This is a genomic window from Nocardioides coralli (assembly GCF_019880385.1).
GTDB lineage: Bacteria > Actinomycetota > Actinomycetes > Propionibacteriales > Nocardioidaceae > Nocardioides > Nocardioides coralli.
Genome location: NZ_CP082273.1, coordinates 2,460,517 through 2,484,958 on the forward strand (window position 1 = coordinate 2,460,517; position 24,442 = coordinate 2,484,958).

Below are 24,442 nucleotides of genomic sequence, written 5' to 3' on the forward strand. Positions count from 1 at the left end.
CGCCGGCGCCCCCGCGCCCACCGGCTACCCTGCGAACCCGTGGACGACATCGACAAGGCCCAGTACCTCGCGTGGTCCCGCACGTGGGAGGCCTCGGCGCGGCAGTCCCCGCTGCGGCTGCGGCAGGTCGAGCACCGGCTGATCGAGGTCTGGCGCACGCTGTGCCGCCGGATCGATCCCACGATGACCCTGGAGATCGGCGCCCACGAGGCGACCTTCAGCCGGTGGGCGGCCGAGACCTTCCCCTCGGCCAGGGTGATGGCCTTCGAGGCCAACCCCCACGTGCACGCCAAGTACGCCGAGGAGCTCGCCAGCACCCGCGTCGACTACCGCAACCTCGCGGTCGGCCCGGTGACCGGCGAGGTGACGCTCAACCTGCCGACCGACATCGGCGGCAAGGAGCGCGACCTGACCAGCCGGATGGCCTCGCTCGGGGTCCACACCGAGTCCGGGGACAACGTGCAGGTCACCGTGCCGTCGGTGCGGCTGGAGGACCACGTCACGCCGGGCCGCAGCGACGCGCTCGTCGCGTGGATCGACGTCGAGGGCGCCAACGAGGTGGTGCTCACCGGCGCCGGGTCGGTGCTCGACCGCGTCAAGGCGGTGTTCATCGAGGTCGAGAAGCGCACCACCTGGGAGGGACAGTGGCTCGACACCGACGTCAACCGCTTCCTGCGGGGCGAGGGCTTCGTGCCGATCGCGCGCGACGTCATCCGCTACCGGCCCCACCAGTACAACGTGCTCTTCGTCCGTGCCGCCCTCGCGCAGCGGCCGCGGACCGCCCGGCTCGCGGCCCAGGTGCTCCACCCGGGCCCCGACGAGCGGCCGTCGCGCCTCCGCCGGGTCAGGGAAGCGCTGCGCTGACCTCGGCCCCGGCCTGGGTCCGCTGAGCCGGCGTACGCCGCCAGAGGACGACGCCGGCCCACAGCATCCAGATCCAGAAGAGGATCGGGGAGACGAAGAGGATGTCGAAGAGTCCCTGCAGCGCGGGCGCCACGCTCAGCTGTGCGCCGATCATCGCCACTCCCGACACCGCGCCGAGCATGTTGAGCCACGGGGAGAACAGCCCGGAGCGCCACATCACGTAGACGCTCGAGGCGACGGCGACGCCGAGGCCCCCGCCGAGCATGAGGTTGAGTCCCACCGCCGCCTGGTCGATCGCCAGCGTCAGCCCCTCCTCCCCCAGCTCGGCGGTCGTGGAGGCTCCCGCGGCCAGTCCGTAGGAGCCGATCTCGAGGGTCACGCTCACCGCGGCCGCCACGACCGCGAAGTCGAGCAGGGGGTGGCTCCGGCCGGAGTCGACCAGCGCGCTGCGGAGGCCGACGAAGAGCAGGATCCGACCCAGCAGCACGACGGCGAACCAGCCGGCCATCGCCCACATCGCATCGGGGTGATCGGCGTACGTCGAGAGGACGTCGGCCGCGGCCGAACCCCGCAGCACGAACTCGGAGACGCCCACGACCCCGACGCCGATGATGGCGACCCACTCGAGCAGGTAGAGGATGCCGCCGACCAGCACCCAGCGGTTGCCGACCAGTCGGTCCCGGCTCTCGACGTCCATGGGCTCCCCCTCCCACACGCGTGCAGTGAGGGGACGTTACTCCCGTGTCGGCACGGGTGTCAGCAGATGCGGTGCATCCAGCCGAAGGTGTCCTCGGCGCGGCCGTACTGGATGTCGACCAGCGACTGGCGGACCCGCATCGTCAGGTCGGTGCTCGCGGGCGCGGGCGCCTCGCCGCCCTGCCACTTCAGGGAGCCGACCGGGGTGACGACGGCGGCGGTGCCGCAGGCGAAGATCTCGACGATGTCCCCGGACTCGACGCCCTGCCGCCACTCGTCGATCGAGAACTTCCGCTCCTCGACCTGGTGACCGAGCTTGCCGGCGAGCTCGATGATGCTGGCGCGGGTGATCCCCTCGAGGATCGTGCCGGTCTCCGGGGTGACGATCCGGCCGTCGGCGTGGACGAAGTAGAGGTTCATGCCGCCGAGCTCCTCGACGTAATTCCCCTCCTGGCCGTCGAGGAAGACGACCTGGTCGCAGCCCTGGCCGATCGCCTCCTGCTGCGGCAGCAGCGAGCTGGCGTAGTTGCCGCCGGTCTTGGCGGCGCCCATGCCGCCACGGCCGGCTCGCGTGTAGTCCTCCGACAGCCAGAGCGTGACCGGCTTGACGCCGCCCTTGAAGTAGGCGCCGGCCGGGCTGCAGATCACCATGAACGTCACGTGCTGGGCCGGCCGCACCCCGAGGAAGGTCTCGGAGGCGAACATGAAGGGCCTGATGTAGAGGGACTTCTCCCCCTCGCTGTCGGGGACCCAGCGCTGGTCCTCGCTGACGAGCGCGTCGACCGCGGCCACGAAGTCCTCCGCGGGCAGCTGCGGGAGCGCGAGCCGCTGCGACGAGCGCACCATGCGTCGGGCGTTGTCCTCCGGCCGAAAGCTCCACACCGAGCCGTCGTCGTGGCGGTAGGCCTTCATGCCCTCGAAGATCTCCTGGGCGTAGTGCAGCACCGCTGTCGCCGGGTCGAGGGTCAGCGGCCCGTACGGCGTGATCCGGGCGGCGTGCCAGCCCGCGTCGGGGGTCCACTCGACCGTGAACATGTGGTCGGTGAAGTGGGTGCCGAAGCCGGGGTTGGCGAGGATCTCGGTGAGGCGGTCGTCGGCGACCGGCTGCTCGGTGCGGGTGGTGCTGATCTGCATGCCGCTCACCGTAGCCGACCCCTCTCAGGTGCCCGCCACCCCAGCGCGGTGGGCCAGCACCACCGCCTGCACCCGGTCGCGCACCCCGAGCTTCTGGAGGATCCGCGCGACGTGCGTCTTCACCGTGGTCTCGGCGAGGAAGAGCTCACGGGCGATCTCGGCGTTGGAGCGGCCGTGGGCCATGGAGCGCAGGACGTCGAGCTCGCGCTCGGTGAGCTCCTCGAGACCGGGCGGCGTGACGAGTGGCTGCAGGTAGGAGTCCACCAGGCGGGCCACGACGCTGGGCCCGAGCGTCGTGTCGCCGGCCGCGCAGCTGCGCACGGCGGCGATCAGGGCGTGAGGCTCGGTCGTCTTGAGCAGGAAGCCGGCGGCGCCCGCACGCAGCGCCTCGAGCACGTAGTCGTCGAGGTCGAACATGGTCAGCACCAGGCAGCGGACGGTCGGGGCCTCGGTGCGGAGCCGGGCGATGGCGGTGATCCCGTCACCGCCCGGCATCTCCACGTCCATGAGCACGATGTCGGGCTCGAGCTCGTGCACCAGCCGGACGGCGTGCGGACCGTCCGCGGCCTGCCCCACCACCTCGAGGTCGTCGTCGCTGTCGAGCACGGTCACCAGCCCGGCCCGGAGCAGCTCGTTGTCGTCGGCGACGACCACCCGGATGGTCACGACGTCACCGCTGCGCGGTCCACCGGGACTGACGCCTCGACGACGAAGCCGCCCGACTCCGCCGGTCCGGTCCGAAGGGTGCCACCTGCGAGGGACACCCGCTCCGCGAGCCCCACCAGGCCGTAGCCGCGACCGACGCCCCGACCGGGCCGGGTCGCGTCGTCGGCGACCCGGACCAGCACCCGATCGGCGCCGGCGGTCACCTGGACCCGTACCGCCGCCCCGGGCGCGTGCCTCACCACGTTGGTGAGGGACTCCTGCACGATCCGGTGCACCACGGGGGCGAGCTCGGGCGGGACGTCGCCGACCTCGTCCAGCTCGACCGTGGTGCCGGCCGCGCGGATCCGGCGCACCAGCGGACCGAGGTCGCCCGACGCGGCCGAGGTCGAGGTACCCAGCCGATCTAGCTCGGCGAGGGTCGCGGCGGCCGTGGTCGCGATCACGTCGACCGAGCGACGTACGGCGTCGGGGTCCCGTGGCCAGGACACCTGGGCCGCCCCGGCCTGCAGGGCGATGAGCCCGATCGCGTGGGAGGTGACGTCGTGGAGATCCCGGGCGAAGTCCATCCGCTCCGCTGTGACAGCAACCCGCGCCGCCTCCGACAGCTCGGCCTCGCGCGAGGTGGCGCGGCGGGTCGATGAGAGCTCGACGTGGCGGGCGAGGCGCACGAGGAGCCCGCCGACCGTGGCGACCACCATCAGCTGGACCAGCACCAGGAGGTTCTCGGGGTCGTCCACGACCCTGGTCCACGCGACGGCAGCGGCGAGCGCAAGCGCGCCGGGGACCTGCCACCACCACCGTTCGCGCCGCGAGGCGACAGCCCAGAGCAGACCACCCACGGTGGCCACGAACCAGAAGCCGCCGAGGACGGGGGCGCCGACCAGCGTCCCCAGCACGAACACCCCGGCGCACACGGCACTGGCACCTCCGGGTGACACCGTGCGGCCGACGAGGCACGCCGCTGCCGCCGCCGACATCACGGCTGTCCACGGGAGCTGGTCGCGGAGGCCCTCGGCCCAGGAGTACCCCGTGACCTCCAGCGCCGCCAGCACGGCGACACCGGCGGCGAGCCAGACGTCCCGGCGCGGCACCACCGAGGCCGCCGCCACGTCCGCGTCGACCTCCGACTCCTCCTCCTCGGTCCGCAACAGGCCCAGCTGGCGGCGCAGCTCGGTGGTGGCGAGCTGCGTGCGCCGATGGATCCGTGCGAGTCCCGGACGAGGGTCGGCGAGGTCGAGTGTCGTCGCGTCGTGCTTGATGGCGACGACGGCCGCGCGCAGCGTGGCGCCGATCTCGTCGACCAGCCGGCGCCGTTCCTCCTCGATGGCGGCACGCGCGACGACGGTGGGCTCCAGGGCTGCCAGCTCCCCGGCCCGCCGGTGCTCCCGCCAGGCACGACGTGCCGCCCGGTACGCCGCCCACAGGAGGTAGCCGCCGAGGGTGAACATGACGGTGCCGTAGAGCCACTCGGGGGCGCCGGCTGCCGGGTCGAGCGCGACCAGGACGGCGGTGAACGTCCCCGTCACCGCCACCCAGAGCAGGTCTCCGATCCCGGGCCGGCGCACGTGCTCAGGGTAGGACCGCGGGTCAGTCAGCGGCATCGTCCTCGAGGAGGACCCGGGTCGTCCGTGCGTCGTCGGAGCGGGTGCGCCCCGGCCGACGCGCACCGCCCCTCTGTCTTCCTACCGTCGGAGCACCCGGCCCCACCCTGGGACCCGCACGAGGAGCGACCGCCATGTCCCTGTCACGTCACCACACCGTCGCCCTGGCCGCGGCCGGCTGCATGTCGGCCGTGGCGATCACCGACGCCGTGACCCACGGCCTGACGGGCCACTACTCGGTGTTCTCCGACGAGTCGGAGAACTGGCCGGCCCTCGTCCTCTCCGCCGTCGTGCACGGCCTCGCCTACGTGGCGCTCGCCTGGGTGCTGCTGCGCGAGGGCGATCGGTTCGCCGCCACGAACCGGGTCGCGCGCGCCACCCGGTGGGTGGTGATCGCCTGCCTGGGCGTGCTCGCGGCCGGGTTCCTGCTGATCCAGCCCTTCCTGGACCCCCGCGGCGGGTACGACGGAGCCCTCTACGAGACGTTCGGCGTCCTGGTCGGGCCGGCGTTCCTCGGCATGCTCCTCGGCTCGATGGGGCTCGGGCTCGCGCTGCTCCGCAGCCCCGCCCTGGGGATCGGCCCCCGAATGCTCGCCCTGATGCTGCCCGTCCTCGGGGTGACGGTCCTGCTGGGGTGGCTGGCTCCCGCCTGGGCCCACCCCGCCTACCTCGAGACGACGTTCAGCTTCGGCCTCGCCCTGCTCGGGGTGCGCGCCACTCAGCCGGCGACGCGCGCCGCGATCGCGTCACCCACGGCCGCGGTCTGACGCGGCTGCCCCGGGTCGCGCCCGCCGAGGTCGGCCTCGACCGCCTGCGCGACCCGGGTCGCCGCCTCGGCGTACCCGAGGTGGTCGAGCAGCAGCCCGGCCGACAGGATCGCGGCCGTCGGGTCGGCCTTCTGCTGTCCGGCGATGTCGGGGGCGGACCCGTGCACCGGCTCGAACATCGACGGCGCCGTGCGGTCGGGGTTGACGTTGCCGGAGGCCGCCAGCCCGATGCCGCCGGTCACGGCGGCGGCGAGGTCGGTGAGGATGTCACCGAAGAGGTTGTCGGTGACGACCACGTCGAACCTCGCGGGGTCGGTGGCCAGGAAGATCGTGGCCGCGTCGACGTGCAGGTAGTCCACCTCGACCTCGGGGAACTCCTCGGCCACCTCGGCGACCAGCCGTGACCACACCGCGCCGGCGTGCACCAGCACGTTGGTCTTGTGCACGAGCGTGAGCCGCTGGCGGGGCCGGGCGGCGGCCCGGGCGAACGCGTCGCGGACGACGCGCTCGACCCCGAACGCCGTGTTGAGCGACACCTCCGTGGCGACCTCGTGCGGGGTGCCCGCCCGAACCGTCCCGCCGTTGCCGGTGTAGGGGCCCTCGGTCCCCTCCCGGACGACCACGAAGTCGACGTCGCCCTTCGCCAGCACGCTCTCCGCGAGCGGCGTGGGTACGCCGGGGAAGATGCGGGACGGCCGCAGGTTGACGTAGTGGTCGAGCTCGAACCGGAGCCGCAGCAGCAGCCCCCGCTCGAGGAGGCCCGGCGGCAGGCTCGGGTCACCCGGCCGGCCGCCGACGGCTCCCAGCAGGATCGCGTCGTGGTCGCGGATCTCGGCCAGCACCGAGTCGGGCAGCACCTCGCCGGTGGCGAGGTAACGCTCCGCCCCGAGGTCGTAGCGGGTCTGCTCGAACTTGGCGTCGGGCACCGCCTCGAGGACCTTGAGGGCCTCGGCGGTCACCTCGGGACCGATGCCGTCGCCGCCGATCACGGCGATCCGGTGGGAAGTCGTCATGCCGCCCGAGGCTAGTTGTCGTCGGGCCGCTGACCACCGTTGTCCCGCAGGTCGAGCGAGGCCTGGACCGCCTCGTAGCTCTGCGGGTTCTCGGGGTTGTGGGCGGCGGGACCCCAGTCGGGGTACATGTCGTACATGGTGCTGTCTCTCCTGGTGTGAGGGGTGGATGTGCCTGACGCCCCCACGGCGGGTGGTCCGGACCGGCGCCACGGGTCACGTGGCGTCAGTGGGATCTGCTCCAGGAGAGACGCGGGTCGCGCGGTGTTGCTGGCGTTCCCGCCGCGGAGGGGTCGAGGCCTGTTCTTGAGGACTGAGGGGCCGCAACGCCGAACTCCGCGGCGAGGTGGCCCGCTCCTCAGGCCTCGCCGCGGCGCTCGATAAGTACGAACACGCTCCGCATGGTGCGATCACCGTACGCCGGCACGCACGACCGCGCAGCCGGGTTCTGACATCCGTTCGGTATGCGAGACGGATGTACCGGAATGAAAGACTCCCCGCATGAGCGCACCTCCCGAGCTGCCCGAGATCGTCCGCCGCGCCTTCGACGTCTCACGCGCGGCCGGCTACGTGTCTTTCTGCCGCAACGAGACCGGCCGGCTGCTCGCGACGCTGGCGGCGACCCGCTCGGGGACGCTGGCCGAGTTCGGCACCGGCACCGGCGTGGGGACGGCGTGGCTGCGCTCCGGCGTGCGTGACGACGCCCGGATCCTCACGGCCGAGCTCGACGCCACCCTGGCCGACGGCGCCGCCCGGATCTTCCGGGACGACGACCAGGTGGAGGTCCGGGCCGCCGACTGGGACACGCTGCGCGACCAGGGACCGTTCTCGCTGCTCTACCTCGACTCGGGAGACCCTGACGCCGTCCGTGTCGACGCCGTCGCGGACCTCGTGGAGGAGGGCGGCATCGTCGTCCTCGACGACTTCGTCCCGTGCGAGATCTGGCCGCCGGTGTTCCAGGGCCGCGTGGACACCCTGCGCGAGGAGTGGCTCACCGACAAGCGCTTCACCACCGTGGAGGTCATGGTGGCCCCGGACGCGGCCACCCTCATCGCCACCAGGCGCTGACGACGCGGCGCAACCGCCGCGGCCACGGCTCGTGCCGGCGTACGTCGCGCAGCAGCAGCGGCTGGCCGGTCGAGCCCAGCTCGGCGAGCTGGGCCAGGTAGAGCTCCGCACACGCCAGGGCGTCGCCCAGGGCGTCGTGAGCCGGCGCCCGCGCCATCCCGTGTGCCTCGCGGGCGCGCCAGAGCCGCAGGGCGCCCCGGGGCAGCTCCTCCCCGCCCCGGGTGAGCAGCCGACGCTGGAGGTCCAGGGTGCACACGACCGGCACCCGCAGCGGCGCCATGCCGACCGACCGGAGACCGGCGTCGAGGAAGGCCTGGTCGAAGGGCGCGTGGTGGGCCAGCAGCGCTCGACCCGCCAGCAGCTCGTGGACCTCCTCGAGCACCTCGGCCAGCGGGCGTCCCCCCTCGAGGTCGTCGTGGGTGAGGCCGTGGATCGCGACGGCCTCGCCCGGGTCGTCGTGGTCGACGAGCAGCCGCCGGGCGCCGGCGAGCTCGATCCGGGTGCCGTCGACGGGGACGACGCCGACAGCGAGGATCCGGTCGCGGCCGACCGACAGGCCGGTCGTCTCGAGGTCCAGCGCCAGCAGCGGCAGCTCCCCCACCGGGGTGCTGCGGTGCGGGGTCACGACAGCGTCCGCACGGGATACCGCTGGGCGACGGCGCTCTGGGCGTCGCGGATGACCCCGAAGGCTGCCTTGAGGTGGCGTTGCTCGAAGGAGCTGAGCGACGCCGGCGGGACGTGGTTGTCCGGTGGCTCCCCCGCACGCACGCGCTCGGCCTGGTGCACCAGGCGCAGGTGGGCCAGGAACTCCCACGCGTCGCGGAGGTCGGCGGCGAGGGGTGCGCTGATCCGGCCGTCGGCGGCGGCGTCCTCGAGCCGCGCCAGCGTGCCGGTCGCCGGTGACCCGGCCGCGAGCCCGTGGAGCCGGCCGATCTCGGCGACGATCAGGAGCCCGCCACGCTTGACGTCGAGGGTGTCCCGGTGCTCCCCCGACCGGTCGACCACCAGCCCGCGGAAGAACCCCAGCGGCGGCTGGCGGGTGCAGGCGTGGGCCGCGAGGTGGGCGAGGAAGAGCGGCGAGCGCGGCGCGGTCTCACGTTGCAGGTCACGCAGGACCGCGGTCAGCGAGCCGTCGCCGTACTGGTGACGCAGGTCGAAGAAGACGCTGGACTCCATGACGGCTTGCGGGGTCGGCGTGGTCATCCAGCGGAGCAGGTGCTCGCGCCACGCGGTGACCGGCAACCGCCAGCTCGGGTTGGTCGCCATCTTCTCGCCCCGGCACCGGGGGTAGCCGGCCTGCTCGAGGCCGTCGGTGACCCGCTCGGCCAGCGCGGCGAACCACGCGTCGTGCTCGGGACGGTGGTCGTCGTGGACCACGAGGGCATGGTCCTGGTCCGGCCCGAGGGCCTGCTCGAACCGCGCGCGGGAGCCGAGCGTGATCCACGCGTAGGGCACCGGCGGCGGGCCGAGCTCCGCCTCCGCCAGCCCGAGGAGACGCTGCTCGACGGCGTCCCCGACCGACGTCACGACCCGGCCCGCGTCGTGGGCGGTGGTGCCCTGCCGCACCAGCGAGGAGACCAGCTCGTCGAGCCGCCTGGCCACCTCGGCCACGGCGGCGGGGTCGGCCGCCTTGGCCACCTCGCCGACGAGGTGGACGGGGTTCGCGTGCTCGAGCTGCAGCAGGTCGGTGGCGGTGATCATGCCGACGGCCCGCCCGTGGACCACCAGCGGCAGGTGGTGGATGTTGCGGCGGAGCAGCTCCAGCAGCACCTCCAGCGCCAGGGCGTCGGGGTGCCCCGTCACCGGGTCGGGCGTCATCACCGAGGTGACGGGCGCCTCCGGTGACGCCCCCGCGGCCACGACCCGGGTCCGGAGGTCGCGGTCGGTGAGGATGCCGACCAGCCGGTCGTCAGTCGTGACCAGGACCGAGGAGATGCGCTCGCGCGACATGACCTCGGCGGCCTCGCGGATCGTGGCTGTCGCCGGGACGCTCACGGGGGTCCGGGTGACCAGGTCCCTCGCGCGCGTGCGGAGCACCGCGCGGCCGCCACCTTCCGCACGGTGCGTCCGCTGCACGGAGACCGCCGCGGCCAGTGCCCGGGCCCGCTGCGAGAAATGGGCCGACACCTCGGGGTGCTGCGCGAGCAGCTCGTGGAACACCGCGGCAGGCATCGCCAGCAGCAGCGAGTCCTCGATCGCGACGACCCCGACCGGCTGGGGTACCTCGGCGGCCAGCGCGCCACCGCCCACACACGTCCCGGCACCACCGCGCTCCAGCAGCGCGCCGTCCTCGTCACGGGACTCGACGGCGCCGGAGCGGACCACGAGCAGCTCGCCGACCCGCTCTCCGGCCGCGAGCACCTCGGTGCCACGCCGGCGGTAGACGATGCTCAGCCGCGGGGTGATCGCCGTCAGCTCGTCGGGGCTCAGCGCCTCGAACGGGGGGTGTGACCCCAGGAAGTCCCGGATCTCCGCGAGCTCGACGTCGAGGGCCACGTCCTCATCATGCCGTGGTCCGCCGACGGGGTGGTGCCGCGACCGGCACGACCCAGGCAGGAAGCCACCGCTGGGTGAGCGGTCCGATGGCGAGGGCGTAGAGGACGGTGCCGGCTCCCAGGGCCCCGCCGAGCAGGAGGCCGATGACGACGACCGTCACCTCCAGGGACGTCCGCACCAGCCGCAACGACGCGCCGGTGCGACGGGCGATCCCGGTCATCAGCCCGTCCCGCGGCCCGCGGCCGAACTGGGCCCCGATGTACATCGCGGTGGCGAGCCCGTTGAGGACGACACCGGCCGTGAGCAGCGCGACCCCCCACCCCAGGGACGCGGCCGGCGCGAGGAGGGCCAGGGTGGCGTCGGCACTGAGCCCGACGAGAAGGGCGTTGGCGATCGTGCCGATCCCGGGCTTCTCCCGGAGCGGGACCCAGAGGAGCAGCACGACGAAGCTCAGCAGGATCACGGCCTGCCCGAGCGTGATCGGCACGTGCCGGGTGAACCCGGAGTGCAGCACGTCCCAGGGCGCGAGGCCGAGCCCACCGCGGACCATGAGGGCGAGCGAGGCGCCGTAGAGCAGCAGGCCGGCGACCAGCTGCGTGAGCCGCCGGCCGAGGCGGCCGGCCCGCAGCTGCGCCCACGGGCCGAGGTCCGCGAGCACCGCGGGAGCGCGGGGCGGCGCGGCGACCCCGGCGTCAGGCAGGGAGCCGGGGCGGGCCTCGGGTCGGCCCTCGCGTGAGAGGAGGAACGGGATGGTCACGAGGTCCAGTCTGACGCCGATTGGACCTTGACGAAATGGCCAATCGTGGCACAGTGGTCTGCATGAGCCGCACCGTCTCCGCCAATCGGGTGGCCACTCTCGTGTCCGGGTTCGACCGACAGCCGGCGTACGCAGGGCTGGCCGACGCGCTCCGCCTCGCCATCGGCGACGGCCGCATCGGCTACGACGTCCGGCTGCCCAGCGAGCGCGAGCTCACCTCGGCGCTCGGCGTCTCCCGCACCACGGTCACCCGGGCCTACGAGCTGCTCCGCGAGACGGGGTACGCCGCCGCGCGACGCGGTGCCGGCACCTATACCCGGGTCCCCGGTGGGCGGGCGCGCTCCCGCGACCGCGGGCTCCACCCGCGCACGGGCGCCGACGAGGACCTCATCGACCTCGGCTGCGCGGCCGCGCCGGCGCCCCCGGGTGTGGCGGCGGCCTATGCCGCGGCACTGGACGACCTGCCGGCCCATCTCGGCAGCCACGGCTACCACCCGCTCGGGCTGCCCGAGCTGCAGGCGGCCATCGCCGACACGTTCGTGGCCCGTGGACTTCCCACCGACCCCGACCAGGTGATGGTCACCCCCGGCGCCCTCACGGCCGCGGCCGTGGTCGCCCACGCGCGGGTCTCCACCGGCGACCGGGTCCTCGTGGAGTCCCCCACCTACCCCAACGCCACCGACGCGATCCGGCACTCGGGTGCCCGGCTCGTGGGGTCACCGGTCGGGCTCGACGGCTGGGACGTCGACGGGCTGGCGGCAACCCTGCGGCAGACCGCGCCTCGGCTGGCCTACCTCATCCCGGACTTCCAGAACCCGACCGGCCGGGTGATGACCGACGCCGAGCGCGAGACCCTGGCCGCGCACCTCGGTCGTACGCGCACCACCGCGGTCGTCGACGAGGCCCACCAGGGCCTCGCGCTCGACGGTCAGACCATGCCGCGGCCCTTCGCGGCCCACGCGCCGGCCACGGTCACCATCGGCAGCGCCAGCAAGAGCCACTGGGGCGGCCTCCGGCTCGGCTGGATCCGGGCGCCGCGCGGCGAGATGGAGCGGTTGCTGCAGGCACGGGTGGGGCTCGACCTGGGTGCCCCGGTGCTGGAACAGCTGGTCCTGGCCCGGCTTCTCCGGGAAGGTGCCGAGGTCACCGCCGAGCACCGCTCCCGGCTGCGCACCCAGCGTGACCACCTGGTCCGCCTCGTCCACGAGCACCTGCCCGACTGGGGCTTCCGGGTGCCTGCTGGCGGCCTCGCGCTGTGGTGCGAGCTGCCCACCGCGCAGGCGACGGCCGTGACGGAGGCTGCGGAGCGGCTCGGGGTCGCCGTGGCACCCGGCCCGCTGTTCGCCGTGGAGGGCGGCCTCGACCGCTACGTGCGCATCCCGTGGACGCGTCCGGTCGAGGAGCTCGAGGAGGCCGTCCGTCGGCTGGCGCGAGCCTGGTCCGAGACCACCGGCGGCACCCGGCCGGGCCCCGAGGGGCGCCAGCGGATCATGGTGGCCTGAGCGGCCCTCACGCCAGGTTGACCGCTCGCACGGCGGCGGCGTGGATGGCGTGCTCGATCTCGTGGAGCGTCTCGGGTGGGATGGGCGAGTCCACCGACAGCGCGACGAGTGCCGAGCCGCCCTTGGTGTCGCGCGAGACCTGCATGCCGGCGATGTTGACCCGGGCGTCGCCGAGGATGCCGCCGACGGTTCCGACCATGCCGGGCCGGTCCTCGTAGGTGAAGAAGGCGAGGTGGTCGGTGGGCTCGATGTCCACGTCGAACCCGTTGACCTCGACGAGCCGCTCCTTCTGGCTGATGCCGATCAGGGTGCCGCTGACCGAGACCTGGGACCCGTCGGCGAGGGTGCCACGGATGGTGATCAGGTTGCGGTGGTCCGGGCTCTCCGGGTCGGTGACCAGCCGGACCGCCGTGCCGCGCTCGGCGGCGAGCAGGGGGGCGTTCACGTAGGACACCGGGTCCTCGACGATGTCGGTGAAGACCCCCTTGAGGGCCGCGAGCTCGAGCACCTTGACGTCGTACTCGGTGATCTCGCCGCGGACCTCGACGTCGATCTGCTGGGCGACCTCGGCGGCCAGCCCCGTGAAGACCCGTCCGAGCTTCTCGGTCAGGGGCAGGCCCGGTCGGACGTCCTCCGCGATGACGCCACCCTGCACGTTGACCGCGTCGGGGACCAGCTCGCCGGACAGCGCCAGCCTGACCGAGCGGGCGACCGCGATGCCGGCCTTCTCCTGGGCCTCGTCGGTGGACGCACCCAGGTGAGGGGTGGCGACCACGTTGTCGAGCTCGAAGAGCGGACTGTCGGTGCAGGGCTCGGAGGCGAACACGTCGAGCCCCGCCGCTGCGATCCGACCGGTCTTGAGGGCGTCGTGGAGCGCGGTCTCGTCGACGATGCCGCCCCGAGCGGCGTTGACGAGCACCAGGCTCGGCTTGGCGCGGGCGAGCTCGTCGGCGCCGATGAGGCCGATCGTCTCGGGGGTCTTGGGGAGGTGGACGCTCATGAAGTCGGCCTCGGCCAGGAGCGTGTCGAGGTCCACGAGACGGACCCCCATCTGGGCGGCGCGGCCGGCCTGGACGTAGGGGTCGTAGGCGATGACGTTCATGCCGAACGCGTTGAGGCGCTGCGCGACGAGCACGCCGATCCGACCCAGGCCGACGATGCCGACGGTCTTCTCGTAGAGCTCGATGCCCGTGTACTTGGACCGCTTCCACTCCCCCCGCTGCAGGGCGGCGTGGGCGGGGCTGATGTGGCGGGCAGCGGCGAGCATCAGGGCGACGGCCAGCTCGGCCGCGCTGACGATGTTGGAGGTAGGGGCGTTGACGACCATGACGCCGGACTGCGTCGCGGCCTTCACGTCGACGTTGTCGAGACCCACGCCTGCTCGCGCGATCACGGTCAGCCGGTTGGCGGCCGCCAGCGCCTCGGCGTCCATGCGGGTGGCGGAGCGGACCAGGACGGCGTCGACGTCCGCGAGCGCCGGGATCAGCTCGTCGCGGTCAGCACCGTTGCAGTGGCGGATCTCGAAGTCGGGGCCGAGGGCCTCGACGGTGGCCGGGCTGAGCTCCTCGGCGATCAGGACGACGGGCCGGGAGTCGGGCGCGGTGGTCACAGCGGCTTCCTCAAGTTCTCGGGAGGGGACGGAGGACGCACGACGCTGTGCCCTGCCACCCTAACAACCCTGTCCGGCCTGCGGGCAGTCGTCTCGACCGGCACGGTCCGGCGGGTCACGTCGCGGGCTCCGGATCCGGGCGCGGCCAGACGTAGGGCAGCTCGTCGGGTACGTCGTGGCCGAAGATCGGCCGGTAGTGCCCGGGGTCCTTGCGCAGCAGGGAGGACTGGTGACTGCGGTGGAAGTCCTCGTCCCCCACCCACCACGGCAGCGCCCCGGCAGCAGCCAGCTCCGGCTGGGAGCGGATCCGGCTGACACCGGCGTCGCGGAGCTCCGCGCCGATGGTGGCGGCGCAGGTGTCGCCGTGGCCACGGTCGGTCCACACCGCGCAGCAGGTGAGGGCATAGCGACCGAGGGCCTCCTCGTGGCCCCGCCACATCGTCACGGCGGGATGGTGGCGCCAGCCGTAGGTGGGGATGGTGAGGCCGCGCAGCACCTGGAGGCACTCGACACGCTGCTTGCCGAGGCGCTTGGCGTCGAGCGCGAGCGCCGAGGCCTCGAAGTCGGGGTAGGGGAGGAAGGTCTGCACGTCAGCGGTTTCCGTGAGGGCGGGAGCACGGGGTGGTCACGTCAGGCACAACGACGACCGCCGGCCCGGTCTTCCCCGGCGATCCCTGCGACGGGCACCCCCGGCGCGCGTCCTGCGCCTGGTCCGGCCGGCGCTCCCGCCTGGTGGGCCTCGTACTGCACCGCGCGGACGTGGCCGGGTCGCTAGTCTCCCCATCGTGGGGGTGCAGGACGACGCGGAGCGGGTCGAGCCGGCCACGCTCGACGAGTGGTCGGCCTGGCTCGCGTCCCACCACGAGCGGCGCGAGGGGATCTGGCTGGTCACCTTCAAGGGGGTCACCGGCCGCCAGCAGTTTCCCTACGAGGCAGGTGTGATCGAGGCACTCCGCTGGGGCTGGGTCGACTCGACGGTCCGGACGGTCGACGACGAGCGCACGATGATGTGGATGGCGCCGCGGCGGCGCGGCAGCGTGTGGACCCGACCCAACAAGGAGCGGATCGAACGCCTGGAGGACGAGGGCCGGCTCGAGCCGGCCGGTCGCGCCGCGGTCGAGGCCGCCAAGGCGTCGGGCATGTGGACGCTGCTGGACTCTGCCGCGGACCTCGTCGTCCCGGACGACCTCGCAGCGGCCCTCGACCAGCTTCCGGGGGCGCGCGAGCAGTTCGACGGGTTCCCGCCGTCGGCCCGCAAGGCGATTCTCGAGTGGTTGCTTCTCGCCAAGCGCCCCGAGACGCGGGCGAAGCGGGTCGCGGAGGCGGCCGAGAAGGCCGCGAACGGCGAGCGCGCCCGCTAGCCCGTCACGCCAGGGCCGACCGCACCGCACGGGAGACCCGCTCACGGTCGCCGTCGACGCCCCGCCGGGAGGCCAGGTGCTCGACCACGGCCTCCTCGTCGAGACCGTGGCAGTCGCGCAGCCCCCGCGCCACGACGGTCAGGTAGGGGTCGGTCGGCGGCGTCGGCTCCAGCTGCGCGGGATGCTCGGCGGTGAAGGTCAGCATCGGGATGTCGTCGAGGATGCCCACGAGGTGGAGCGTCTCGTAGCGTCCCGGACCCATCGCGTGGCGGCGGTGCGCCATGACGTGGGCCAGATCGAGGTCCTCACCGGGCTCCCGGTGCATCTCCTGGGCAGCCACGTCGGCGAACTGCTGCTCGGTGAGCAGGTAGGCCCGCGCGTAGGTCGAGCCCGGCGCGTCCGCGTCGTAGAAGGAGATCCCGCCGCCCCACGTCGGCGAGCGCCAGGCGAAGAACATCGAGCCGGGCAGGACCACCGGCCGGTCCTCCTGGGGCGGCGACGCGTCGCGCGCGCCGGGGACGGTCCGGCGGGCCCCCGGGGGGCGCCCGCCGGTCAGGTAGAACGCGAACCGGTCGGCGTCGAGGTTGGAGCCGTAGGCGGCGTACCAGAGCAGCGTCATGCCGGCCTCAGCGGCTGGCGGTCCCCTCGGTGTAGTCGGAGTCGTGGCTCTTGACCCAGGCCATCAGCTTGCGCAGCTCGCGGCCGGTCTGCTCGATCGGGTGCTGCTCGGCCTTGGCGCGCAGCTCCGTGAACTCGGTGCCGCCGGCCTCCTGGTCGGCGATGAACCGGTTGGCGAAGCTGCCGTCCTTGATCTCGGCGAGGACCTGCTTCATGTTCTCCTTCACCTGCGGCGTGATCACCCGCGGGCCGGAGACGTAGTCGCCGTACTCGGCGGTGTCGCTGACCGACCAGCGCTGCTTGGCGATGCCGCCCTCGTACATGAGGTCGACGATCAGCTTCAGCTCGTGGAGGCACTCGAAGTAGGCGACCTCGGGCTGGTAGCCGGCCTCGATGAGGGTCTCGAAGCCGTACATGACCAGCTGGCTGGCGCCACCACAGAGCACCGCCTGCTCGCCGAACAGGTCGGTCTCGGTCTCCTCGGCGAAGGTGGTCCGGATGCCACCGGCCCGCAGGCCCCCGATCGCCTTGGCGTAGGACAGCGCCAGCTCCCAGGCCTTGCCGGACTCGTCCTTCTCGACGGCGACCAGCACGGGCACCCCGCGCCCGTCGACGTACTCGCGACGGACCAGGTGGCCCGGGCCCTTCGGCGCGACCATGAAGACGTCGACACCGGCGGGTGGCTCGATGAAGCCGAAGCGGATGTTGAAGCCGTGCCCGAAGACCAGGGTGTCGCCGGGCGCGAGGTGCGGGGCGATCTCCTCGGCGTAGAGCTTCTTCTGGACCTGGTCGGGCGCCAGGATCACGATCAGGTCGGCCTCCTCGACGGCCTCCGCGGGGGTCACCACCCGCAGCCCCTCGGCCTCGGCCTTGGCGCGCGACCGGCTCCCCTCCTGCAGCCCGACCCGGACGTCGACGCCCGAGTCGCGCAGGGACAGCGCGTGGGCGTGCCCCTGGCTCCCGTAGCCGATCACGGCGACGTTCTTGCCCTGGATCAGGGCGAGGTCGGCGTCGTCGTCGTAGAACATCTCAGCCACTGGTGGCGCTCCTTCGTTGGGTGGTGGGGGACGGTGCGGGAACGGGGACCGGGCGCAAGGTGCGCTCGGAGATGGATCGGGCACCCCGGCCGATGGCGACCATGCCGGACTGCACGAGCTCACGGATGCCGAAGGGCTCGACCACCTTGAGGAAACCGGCCAGCTTGTCGGCGTTGCCCGTGATCTCGACGGTGACCGCGTCGGGGGCCACGTCGACCACGCGCGCCTTGAAGAGCTGGACGGCGTCGAGCACCTGGCCGCGGGTCTGGGCGTCGGCGCGGAGCTTGACCAGCAGCAGCTCACGGTTGACGGACCCGGCGTCGTCGAGCTCGACGACCTTGATCACCTCGACCAGCTTGTTGAGCTGCTTGGTGACCTGCTCGAGCGGCGAGTCGGCGACGTTGACCACGATGGTCATCCGCGAGATCTCGGGGTGCTCGGTGGGACCCACCGCGAGGGAGTGGATGTTGAACCCGCGGCGGCTGAACAGCGCCGCGATCCGGGTCAGCACACCCGGCTTGTTCTCGACGAGGACCGACAGGGTGTGGGTGGTCACAGGTCGTCCTCCTCGAAGTCGGGTGCCAGGTCGCGGGCGTACTTGATGTCGTCGTTGCTGGCCCCGGCGGCCACCATCGGCCACACCATCGCGTCGCGGTGGACCCGGAAGTCCACGACCACGGGGGCGTCGTCGATCTCCATCGCCTTGGTGATCGTGGCGTCCACGTCGGCCGGGTCGTCGCAGGCCAGCCCGATGCAACCGTAGGCCTCGGCGAGCTTCACGAAGTCCGGCACCCGCTTGGAGTGGAGGTCGGTGTTGCTGTAGCGGGCGCTGTAGAAGAGCGTCTGCCACTGCCGCACCATGCCGAGCGACTCGTTGTTGATGACCGCCACCTTGATCGGGATCTTGTTGATCGCGCAGGTGGCCAGCTCCTGGTTGGTCATCTGGAAGCACCCGTCGCCGTCGATCGCCCAGACGGTGGTGTCGGGCCGGCCCACCTTGGCCCCCATGGCGGCCGGGACCGCGAACCCCATCGTCCCCAGCCCGCCGGAGTTGATCCAGGTGTTGGGCTTCTCGTAGCCCACGAAGTGGGCGGCCCACATCTGGTGCTGGCCCACGCCGGCGCAGTAGATCGCGTCCGGCCCGGCGATCGCGCCGAGACGCTCGGTCACCAGCTGCGGGGCCAGCGAACCGTCCTCGGGCTGCTCGTAGCCCAGGGGGTACTTCTGCTTGATGCCGGCCAAGAACCGCACCCAGGCCTCGTAGTCACCGGTGCTGCCCGCGTCGGACTCCGCCTGCAGCGAGACGACGAGGTCGGAGATGACCTCGCGGGCGTCGCCGACGATCGGGACGTCGGCCTGGCGGTTCTTGCCGATCTCGGCCGGGTCGATGTCGGCGTGGATCACCTGTGCGCCGGGCGCGAAGGTCTCCAGGTTGCCGGTGACGCGGTCGTCGAAGCGGGCGCCCAGGCTGATGATCAGGTCGCTCTTCTGCAGGGCCGCCACGGCCGCCACGGTGCCGTGCATGCCCGGCATCCCGAGGTGCTGCGGATGACTGTCGGGGAAGGCGCCCCGGGCCATCAGGGTGGTGACCACCGGCATGCCGGTCAGCTCGGCGAGCCGGGCGAGCTCGGCGCTGGCGCGGGCCCGGATCACGCCACCACCGACGTAGAGCACCGGGCGCCTGGCGTCGAGGATCAGGCGCGTGGCCTCGCGGATCTGCTTGGAGTGGGGGCGGGTCACCGGTCGGTAGCCGGGCAGCCGCAGCTCGGTGGGCCACGCGTAGGTCGTGGTCGCCTGGAGGGCCGACTTGGCGACGTCGACCAGGACGGGTCCCGGCCGGCCGGTCGATGCGATGTAGAACGCCTCGGCGACCACGCGCGGGATCTCGGCGGGGTCGGTGACCAGGAAGTTGTGCTTGGTGATCGGCATCGTGATGCCGCGGATGTCGGCCTCCTGGAAGGCGTCGGTGCCGATGGCGGCCGCGCCGACCTGGCCGGTCACGGCGACCAGCGGGACCGAGTCCATGTGGGCGTCGGCCAGCGGCGTGACGAGGTTGGTGGCGCCCGGTCCGGAGGTGGCCATGCAGACCCCGACCCGGCCGGTCGCGGCGGCGTACCCCTGGGCGGCATGGCCGGCGCCCTGCTCGTGGCGGACCAGGACGTGCCGGATCGAGGAGTCCATGAGCGGGTCGTAGGCGGGGAGGATGGCGCCGCCGGGGATCCCGAAGATGGTGTCGGTGCCCGCGGACTCCAGAGACCTGATCAGGCTCTGGGCGCCTGTCATCTCGCTCATCGGTTCGTCCTTCATCGGTGGTCGGCCAAGAAAAAACCCCTCGGTTGCTGGGCAACGAGGGGTGACGCGTCGGCTGGCGTGGTCAGTCGGCGCGTCCGGTGCGTACAAGAAGCTGCTGCGGCATGGCTGCACTGTACGTCCGGGCCCGCGTGCCCGTCAGCGCAGTCTCCCACGCGTCCCGAATGCTGGGACGCCGGTCCCACGACTCGGTCGTTGCTGGCCTGGCCCTGCGCCACGACACCACGGTGCGTCCTCCCCACGCCGAGATCAAGCAGGCGAGGACAACCGACGCCGCTGGCGACCGGCGCTGTCGAAGTTGGCCGGGTCGAGCCACGACTCGATCCGCGCCCTCACCGCCGGCCACTCGGTGTCGATGATCGAGAACCAGTCGGTGTCCCGGTTGCGGCCCTTGTAGACGATGGCCTGCCGGTGGCGGCCCTCGTAGGTGAAACCGAGCCGGCGGGCCGCGGCGGCCGAGGGCTCGTTGCAGGAGTCCAGCTTCCACTCCAGCCGTCGGTAGCCCAGGTCGTCGAAGACGTGCCGGGCCACGAGGTAGGTCGCCTCAGTGCTCGCCGGGGTGCGCTGCAGCGACCGCGCGTAGACGATGCCACCGACCTCGATCGAACCGTTGCCCGGGTCGATCCGGTAGAGGCTGGTGATGCCTCGCGCCACACCCTCCGACAGGGGTACGACGGCGAAGGTCAGCTGGTCGGGGCCCGAGGTCCCGGCGGCGATGAGCGCTGCGGCCTGCTCCAGCGTCGCGGGGGGCTCGAGGTCGATGCGATAGGTCCACAGGTCGGCGTTGGCCGCCCCGCCGAGCGACTCCAGCAGCGGCGCCGCGTGGGCCGGCGCCAGCGGCTCGAGGCGCACGTGTCGCCCCTCGAGCACCACGGGGGTCGGTCGCAGCCGCGTTGTCCAACCCGGCACCTCGTCGCCGACCGGCTGCCCGTGGTCGTTGACGCGGGTCATCGCCACTCCTGCGTGAGCTCCCGACGGTCGCCGTCGACGACCACCCGGGCAAGGGCGCCGTTGACGAGCGGCAGGTGTGGCGGGACGTGACCGATCTCGAGGTCGAGGACGACCGGGAGGCCGAGGTCGCCGATCGCGTCGGCCACCGCGTCGCGCTGGGTGAAGCCACCGACGCCGGCGGGCGCAGAGGTGCGCCCGATCAGGACAGCGACCGCGTGCTCGAACCAACCGGCGAGCCGGAGCCCGTGCAGCTGGCGGCAGGCCGAGAAGGCATCGTCCTCCGCGACCTCCAGGTAGACCACGAGCGGTCCGTGCTCGCGACCGAAGGCACGCACGTCGCCGTAGGGCGTCCCTGCGATCGGTCCCATCGTCTCCAGACAGCCGCCCACGAGGCGGCCCGTGACGTCGACCGCTCCCCCACCGAGCACCTCCCAGGATCCCGTGCCGCGAGGCCGCCAGCGAGTGGCGGTGGCGTCCTCCTCGAACCGCACCCAGGTGGCCACCAGGCCGGAGTCGCGCTGGGTCACGGGGCCGGTGGCTGCGGCGAGGTCGAGCCAGTGGACCAGCCCGTCCGGCGCCGTGTAGGGGGTGTCGGCCAGGTTGTCGCCGTGGATGCTCGCGAGCCCTGCCCGGAGCAGGAGCGGCGTGAGCCAGGTGCTCGAGTCGGAGTAGCCGACGACCCACGTCGGCTCGGCCGCGGCGACGGCGTCGTAGTCGATCAGGTCGACGAGGTCGATGGCGGTCTCGCCGCCCCAGGGTGGCACCACCGCGCGGATGGCCGGATCGGTGAGCATCGCCGTCAGCTCGGCTGCCCGTCGCTCGCGCGGGGCGCTCACGTGGCTCGAACCGTCCATGCACTCCCCGACCAGGACGTCGAAGCCGCGCTCGCGCAGCCACCGGACGCAGAAGTCGATGCGGTCGGTCTCCGCTCCGGCGACGCCCGACGACGGCGCGGTGACGCCGATCCGGTCCCCGGGCCGGAGCGGGTCGGGGAACCGGATCACGCGAGGAGCTCCGCGATCCGTGCCAGGCCCCGCTCCACCTCCGCGAAGCTGGTCGAGAGCGGCGAGAGCCCGATACGCAGCCCGTCTGGCTCGCGGTAGTCGGGGATCACGTCCTCCTCCCACAGCGTCGCCACCACCTCGCGCATGCGGGGGTGGAGCAGTGTCACGTGACCGCCACGCTGCTCCGGGTCGCGTGGCGAGGCCACCACCACGCCGAGCGGGGCGAGCAGCTCGTCGGCGAGGTCGACGGCGTACGCCGTGAGCCGCCGTGACTTCTCGCGGACCGCGTCGATGCCGACCTCCTCGAGCAGGTCGACCATGTCAGCGAGCCCAAGCATGCCCGTGATCGGCGGGGTCCCGGAGATGAACCGACGCACGCTCGGCGCCGGGGTGTAGCCGGGGCCCATCAGGAAGGGATCCGCGTGGCCCATCCAGCCCTGGATCGGCTGCGTGAGTCCGTGGTGGCGCTCGGCGACGTAGCCGAAGGCCGGCGAGCCCGGCCCGCCGTTGAGGTACTTGTAGGTGCAGCCGGCCGCGTAGTCCGCGCCCCACGCGTCGAGCTCGACGGGCACCGAGCCCACCGAGTGGCTGAGGTCCCACAGCACCGGCGCCCCGGCGTCGTGGGCGACCCGGGTGAGCGCGGCCCCGTCGGCGACGTGGGCGGACCGGTAGGCGACGTGGCTGAGGGTGACCAGGGCAGTGCGCGGGCCGACGACGGCGGCGAGCTGGTCCTCGGTGACGCCGCTCGCCCGGTCGACCTCCACCCAGCGCACGGTGAGCCCGCGCTCGGCAGCCACCCCCTCGACCAGGTACCGGTCGGTGGGGAAGTTGTCGTCGTCCACCACGATCTCGTCGCGGCCCGGCCCGGCACCGTCGACCGCCGTGCGCATCAGCTTGTAGAGGATGACGGTGGTGGAGTCGCCGACAAAGGTCTGACCCGGCGCGGCGCCCAGGCAGGTGCGCGCGATCCGGTCGCCGAGGGTCAGCGGGAGCTCGTACCACTGCTCGTCCCAGCCGCGGATCAGTCGGCCGCCCCACTCGTGCTCCACGAACTCGCGCACCCGCTCCGCGGTCGCGACCAGCGGCCGGCCCAGGGAGTTCCCGTCGAAGTAGACGAGGTCGGACTCGGCCCCGACGAAACGGTCGCGGTACGTCGCCAGCGGGTCCGCGGCGTCGAGCTCGGCTGCCTTCACCCGGCCGACCCTAGTGCTCAGCTGGTCACCGCCCCGACGGCTGCCGACTGCACCACCTGGCGGTACTTGCCGAGCACGCCCCGGGTGTACTTCGGCGGGTGGGGCGCCCAGCCCTCGCGGCGCGCGGCGAGCTCGTCCTCGGTCAGGTCGACGTCGAGCGACCGGTTGGCCACGTCGAGGGTGATCCGGTCTCCGTCCCGCAGGAACGCGATCGGGCCCGCGTCGACGGCCTCGGGGGCGATGTGGCCGACACAGAGGCCGGTCGTGCCACCGGAGAACCGGCCGTCGGTGATCAGCAGCACGTCCTTGCCCAGCCCCGCGCCCTTGATGGCGCCGGTGATGGCCAGCATCTCCCGCATCCCCGGCCCACCCTTGGGTCCCTCGTAGCGGATGACGACCACGTCGCCGGCGACGATCTGGCCGGCCGCGAGGGCGTCGAGCGCGGCCCGTTCGCCGTCGAAGACCCGGGCCGTGCCCGTGAAGGTGGAGTCGTCGAAGCCGGCGCTCTTGACCACGGCGCCGTCGGGGGCGAGGGACCCCTTGAGGATGGTGAGCCCACCCGTGGCGTGGATCGGCCGGTCCAGGGCTCGCAGGATCTCCCCGTCGAGCGGTTTCGGGTCGAGCTCGGAGAGGTTCTCGGCCATGGTCCTGCCGGTCACGGTCAGCACGTCGCCGTGCAACAGGCCGGCGTCCAGCAGGGCCCGCAGCAGAACCGGGATGCCGCCCACGCGGTCGAAGTCGGTCCACACGAACCGGCCGAACGGCTTCATGTCGGCGAGGTGGGGGACCTTCTCCCCGATCCGCGTGAAGTCGTCGAGCGTGAGGTCGACCTCGGCCTCCCGGGCGATTGCGAGCAGGTGCAGCACCGCGTTGGTGGAGCCGCCGAGCGCCATCACCATCGCGATGGCGTTCTCGAAGGCGGGGCGGGTCATGACCTGCCGGGCGGTGATGCCCCGCCGCAGCATCTCCACCACGGCCTCGCCGGACTTGTGGGCGAAGACGTCGCGGCGCCGGTCGACGGCCGGGGGCGAGGAGGACCCCGGGAGCGACATGCCGAGCGCCTCCGCCACCGACGCCATGGTGTTGGCGGTGTAGGCGCCACCGCAGGCACCCTCACCCGGGCAGATGGCCCGCTCGACCTTGTCGACCTCCTCGCGGCTGATCTTGCCGGCCAGGCAGGCGCCGACCGCCTCGAAGGCGTCGATGATCGTGACGTCCCGGCCGTCGACCCGGCCGGGCATGATCGTGCCGGCGTAGAGGAACACGCTGGCGAGGTCGAGGCGGGCCGCGGCCATCAGCATGCCGGGGAGCGACTTGTCGCAACCCGCCAGGAGCACCGACCCGTCGAGCCGCTCGGCCATCATCACGGTCTCCACCGAGTCAGCGATCACCTCGCGCGAGACCAGCGAGAAGTGCATGCCCTCGTGGCCCATCGAGATGCCGTCGGAGACGGAGATGGTCCCGAACTCCAGCGGGAAACCACCGGCGGCGTGCACTCCGCTCTTGACCGCCTTCGCCAGCCGGTCGAGGGAGAGGTTGCAGGGCGTGATCTCGTTCCACGAGGAGGCCACACCGATCTGTGGCTTCTCCCAGTCGTCGTCGCCCATGCCGACCGCCCGCAGCATGCCGCGGGCCGCGGCCCGCTCGAGGCCGTCGGTGACGTCGCGGGACCGGGGCTTGATGTCCGGGGTCTGGCTCATGGGGCGAGCCTATTCCGGGCGAGGGTCGACCCGGCGGCACCACCGGCCACCGGACGCGAGGCGGAGATCCCCAATCCGGACGACGCCGGGCACCCCCG

23 protein-coding genes are annotated in these 24,442 nt (G+C 72.8%); 5 read left to right on the forward strand and 18 right to left on the reverse strand.

The genetic code is table 11. The features are described from left to right. The first annotated feature begins 39 nt into the window (after positions 1 to 39). Positions 40 to 864 carry an FkbM family methyltransferase gene (locus tag K6T13_RS12030; RefSeq protein ID WP_222894806.1) on the forward strand — a complete coding sequence of 275 codons (825 nt, stop codon included), beginning with the start codon at positions 40 to 42 and terminating at the stop codon, positions 862 to 864. On the opposite strand, the gene K6T13_RS12035 is transcribed toward K6T13_RS12030, so the two are convergent. Genes K6T13_RS12035 through K6T13_RS12050 form a run of 4 tightly spaced genes read right to left on the reverse strand, consistent with a single transcriptional unit; the run spans position 845 to position 4,925 of the window. Beyond that, positions 845 to 1,561, reverse strand: a complete 717-nt coding sequence (locus K6T13_RS12035) for a hypothetical protein (RefSeq protein ID WP_222894807.1) — start codon at positions 1,559 to 1,561, stop codon at positions 845 to 847. The genes K6T13_RS12030 and K6T13_RS12035 overlap by 20 nt on opposite strands. 59 nt (positions 1,562 to 1,620) lie before the next feature. Further along, entirely contained in the window at positions 1,621 to 2,694 is a 1,074-nt protein-coding gene (locus tag K6T13_RS12040; RefSeq protein WP_222894808.1) for a branched-chain amino acid aminotransferase, read from the reverse strand. A 24-nt stretch (positions 2,695 to 2,718) separates the two neighbouring features. Further along, on the reverse strand, positions 2,719 to 3,360 hold the full coding sequence (locus K6T13_RS12045; protein WP_222894809.1) for a response regulator: 642 nt from the start codon (positions 3,358 to 3,360) through the stop codon (positions 2,719 to 2,721). After that, positions 3,357 to 4,925 carry a sensor histidine kinase gene (locus K6T13_RS12050; RefSeq protein ID WP_222894810.1) on the reverse strand — a complete coding sequence of 523 codons (1,569 nt, stop codon included), beginning with the start codon at positions 4,923 to 4,925 and terminating at the stop codon, positions 3,357 to 3,359. Before K6T13_RS12050 ends, K6T13_RS12045 begins: the two co-directional genes overlap by 4 nt. 170 nt (positions 4,926 to 5,095) lie before the next feature. Here K6T13_RS12050 and K6T13_RS12055 point away from each other — a divergent pair, with 170 nt between their 5' ends. After that, positions 5,096 to 5,728 (forward strand): hypothetical protein, encoded by a 633-nt coding sequence (locus tag K6T13_RS12055; protein ID WP_222894811.1) that lies wholly within the window; start codon positions 5,096 to 5,098, stop codon positions 5,726 to 5,728. Here K6T13_RS12055 and K6T13_RS12060 read toward each other — a convergent pair. Then, positions 5,680 to 6,741 (reverse strand): 3-isopropylmalate dehydrogenase, encoded by a 1,062-nt coding sequence (locus tag K6T13_RS12060; protein ID WP_222894812.1) that lies wholly within the window; start codon positions 6,739 to 6,741, stop codon positions 5,680 to 5,682. The genes K6T13_RS12055 and K6T13_RS12060 overlap by 49 nt on opposite strands. A gap of 498 nt (positions 6,742 to 7,239) precedes the next feature. Here K6T13_RS12060 and K6T13_RS12065 point away from each other — a divergent pair, with 498 nt between their 5' ends. Then, a complete protein-coding gene (locus K6T13_RS12065; RefSeq protein ID WP_222894813.1) occupies positions 7,240 to 7,806 on the forward strand; it encodes an O-methyltransferase in 567 nt (188 codons plus the stop codon). Here K6T13_RS12065 and K6T13_RS12070 read toward each other — a convergent pair. From K6T13_RS12070 to yczE, 3 genes are read right to left on the reverse strand one after another with little or no spacing between them, the layout of a single operon-like run. After that, positions 7,787 to 8,431: a 3'-5' exonuclease gene (locus K6T13_RS12070; protein ID WP_222894814.1), complete on the reverse strand. Its 645-nt coding sequence runs from the start codon at positions 8,429 to 8,431 to the stop codon at positions 7,787 to 7,789. The genes K6T13_RS12065 and K6T13_RS12070 overlap by 20 nt on opposite strands. After that, positions 8,428 to 10,302: a putative nucleotidyltransferase substrate binding domain-containing protein gene (locus K6T13_RS12075; RefSeq protein WP_222894815.1), complete on the reverse strand. Its 1,875-nt coding sequence runs from the start codon at positions 10,300 to 10,302 to the stop codon at positions 8,428 to 8,430. Before K6T13_RS12075 ends, K6T13_RS12070 begins: the two co-directional genes overlap by 4 nt. A gap of 7 nt (positions 10,303 to 10,309) precedes the next feature. Further along, positions 10,310 to 11,059, reverse strand: a complete 750-nt coding sequence (gene yczE / locus K6T13_RS12080) for a membrane protein YczE (protein ID WP_249423764.1) — start codon at positions 11,057 to 11,059, stop codon at positions 10,310 to 10,312. 62 nt (positions 11,060 to 11,121) lie between these two features. Between yczE and yczR the strand changes: the two genes are divergently transcribed. Next, the gene (gene yczR / locus K6T13_RS12085; protein ID WP_222894816.1) at positions 11,122 to 12,561 is read left to right on the forward strand and encodes a MocR-like transcription factor YczR; all 1,440 of its coding nucleotides are present in this window, start codon (positions 11,122 to 11,124) and stop codon (positions 12,559 to 12,561) included. A gap of 7 nt (positions 12,562 to 12,568) precedes the next feature. Here yczR and serA read toward each other — a convergent pair whose 3' ends face one another. Further along, entirely contained in the window at positions 12,569 to 14,170 is a 1,602-nt protein-coding gene (serA, locus tag K6T13_RS12090; protein ID WP_222894817.1) for a phosphoglycerate dehydrogenase, read from the reverse strand. Positions 14,171 to 14,285: 115 nt separating this feature from the next. After that, positions 14,286 to 14,759, reverse strand: coding sequence for an MSMEG_6728 family protein (locus K6T13_RS12095; protein WP_222894818.1), 474 nt, complete (start codon positions 14,757 to 14,759; stop codon positions 14,286 to 14,288). Positions 14,760 to 14,955: 196 nt separating this feature from the next. Between K6T13_RS12095 and K6T13_RS12100 the strand changes: the two genes are divergently transcribed. Next, positions 14,956 to 15,531, forward strand: coding sequence for a YdeI/OmpD-associated family protein (locus tag K6T13_RS12100; protein ID WP_222894819.1), 576 nt, complete (start codon positions 14,956 to 14,958; stop codon positions 15,529 to 15,531). Positions 15,532 to 15,535: 4 nt separating this feature from the next. Here the strand turns inward: K6T13_RS12100 and K6T13_RS12105 are convergent, their stop codons facing one another. The 8 genes from K6T13_RS12105 to ilvD all read right to left on the reverse strand — a co-directional run bounded on the left by K6T13_RS12105 (position 15,536) and on the right by ilvD (position 24,344). Then, complete coding sequence (locus K6T13_RS12105; protein WP_222894820.1) at positions 15,536 to 16,150, reverse strand: histone deacetylase; 615 nt, start codon at positions 16,148 to 16,150, stop codon at positions 15,536 to 15,538. A 7-nt stretch (positions 16,151 to 16,157) separates the two neighbouring features. Then, entirely contained in the window at positions 16,158 to 17,186 is a 1,029-nt protein-coding gene (gene ilvC, locus K6T13_RS12110) for a ketol-acid reductoisomerase (RefSeq protein WP_283247922.1), read from the reverse strand. Then, positions 17,179 to 17,742: an acetolactate synthase small subunit gene (gene ilvN, locus K6T13_RS12115; RefSeq protein WP_222894821.1), complete on the reverse strand. Its 564-nt coding sequence runs from the start codon at positions 17,740 to 17,742 to the stop codon at positions 17,179 to 17,181. The genes ilvC and ilvN overlap by 8 nt, the downstream gene beginning before the upstream one ends. Then, positions 17,739 to 19,478: an acetolactate synthase large subunit gene (locus tag K6T13_RS12120; RefSeq protein ID WP_222894822.1), complete on the reverse strand. Its 1,740-nt coding sequence runs from the start codon at positions 19,476 to 19,478 to the stop codon at positions 17,739 to 17,741. Before K6T13_RS12120 ends, ilvN begins: the two co-directional genes overlap by 4 nt. Before the next feature lie 267 nt (positions 19,479 to 19,745). Further along, entirely contained in the window at positions 19,746 to 20,447 is a 702-nt protein-coding gene (locus K6T13_RS12125) for a GNAT family N-acetyltransferase (RefSeq protein ID WP_222894823.1), read from the reverse strand. Continuing rightward, positions 20,444 to 21,451, reverse strand: a complete 1,008-nt coding sequence (locus K6T13_RS12130) for a S66 family peptidase (protein ID WP_222894824.1) — start codon at positions 21,449 to 21,451, stop codon at positions 20,444 to 20,446. Before K6T13_RS12130 ends, K6T13_RS12125 begins: the two co-directional genes overlap by 4 nt. Then, a complete protein-coding gene (locus tag K6T13_RS12135) occupies positions 21,448 to 22,644 on the reverse strand; it encodes a kynureninase (RefSeq protein WP_222894825.1) in 1,197 nt (398 codons plus the stop codon). Before K6T13_RS12135 ends, K6T13_RS12130 begins: the two co-directional genes overlap by 4 nt. A gap of 17 nt (positions 22,645 to 22,661) precedes the next feature. Further along, positions 22,662 to 24,344, reverse strand: coding sequence for a dihydroxy-acid dehydratase (gene ilvD / locus K6T13_RS12140; RefSeq protein WP_222894826.1), 1,683 nt, complete (start codon positions 24,342 to 24,344; stop codon positions 22,662 to 22,664). Between the last annotated feature and the right edge of the window lie 98 nt (positions 24,345 to 24,442).

Bases quoted from the DNA above. Each gene is read 5' to 3' on its own strand.
- K6T13_RS12035 (WP_222894807.1), bottom strand. From the start codon at position 1,561: ATGGACGTCGAGAGCCGGGACCGACTGGTCGGCAACCGCTGGGTGCTG.
- K6T13_RS12040 (WP_222894808.1), bottom strand. From the start codon at position 2,694: ATGCAGATCAGCACCACCCGCACCGAGCAGCCGGTCGCCGACGACCGC.
- K6T13_RS12055 (WP_222894811.1), top strand. From the start codon at position 5,096: ATGTCCCTGTCACGTCACCACACCGTCGCCCTGGCCGCGGCCGGCTGC.
- K6T13_RS12060 (WP_222894812.1), bottom strand. From the start codon at position 6,741: ATGACGACTTCCCACCGGATCGCCGTGATCGGCGGCGACGGCATCGGT.
- K6T13_RS12065 (WP_222894813.1), top strand. From the start codon at position 7,240: ATGAGCGCACCTCCCGAGCTGCCCGAGATCGTCCGCCGCGCCTTCGAC.
- yczR (WP_222894816.1), top strand. From the start codon at position 11,122: ATGAGCCGCACCGTCTCCGCCAATCGGGTGGCCACTCTCGTGTCCGGG.
- K6T13_RS12105 (WP_222894820.1), bottom strand. From the start codon at position 16,150: ATGACGCTGCTCTGGTACGCCGCCTACGGCTCCAACCTCGACGCCGAC.
- K6T13_RS12120 (WP_222894822.1), bottom strand. From the start codon at position 19,478: ATGAGCGAGATGACAGGCGCCCAGAGCCTGATCAGGTCTCTGGAGTCC.
- K6T13_RS12125 (WP_222894823.1), bottom strand. From the start codon at position 20,447: ATGACCCGCGTCAACGACCACGGGCAGCCGGTCGGCGACGAGGTGCCG.
- ilvD (WP_222894826.1), bottom strand. From the start codon at position 24,344: ATGAGCCAGACCCCGGACATCAAGCCCCGGTCCCGCGACGTCACCGAC.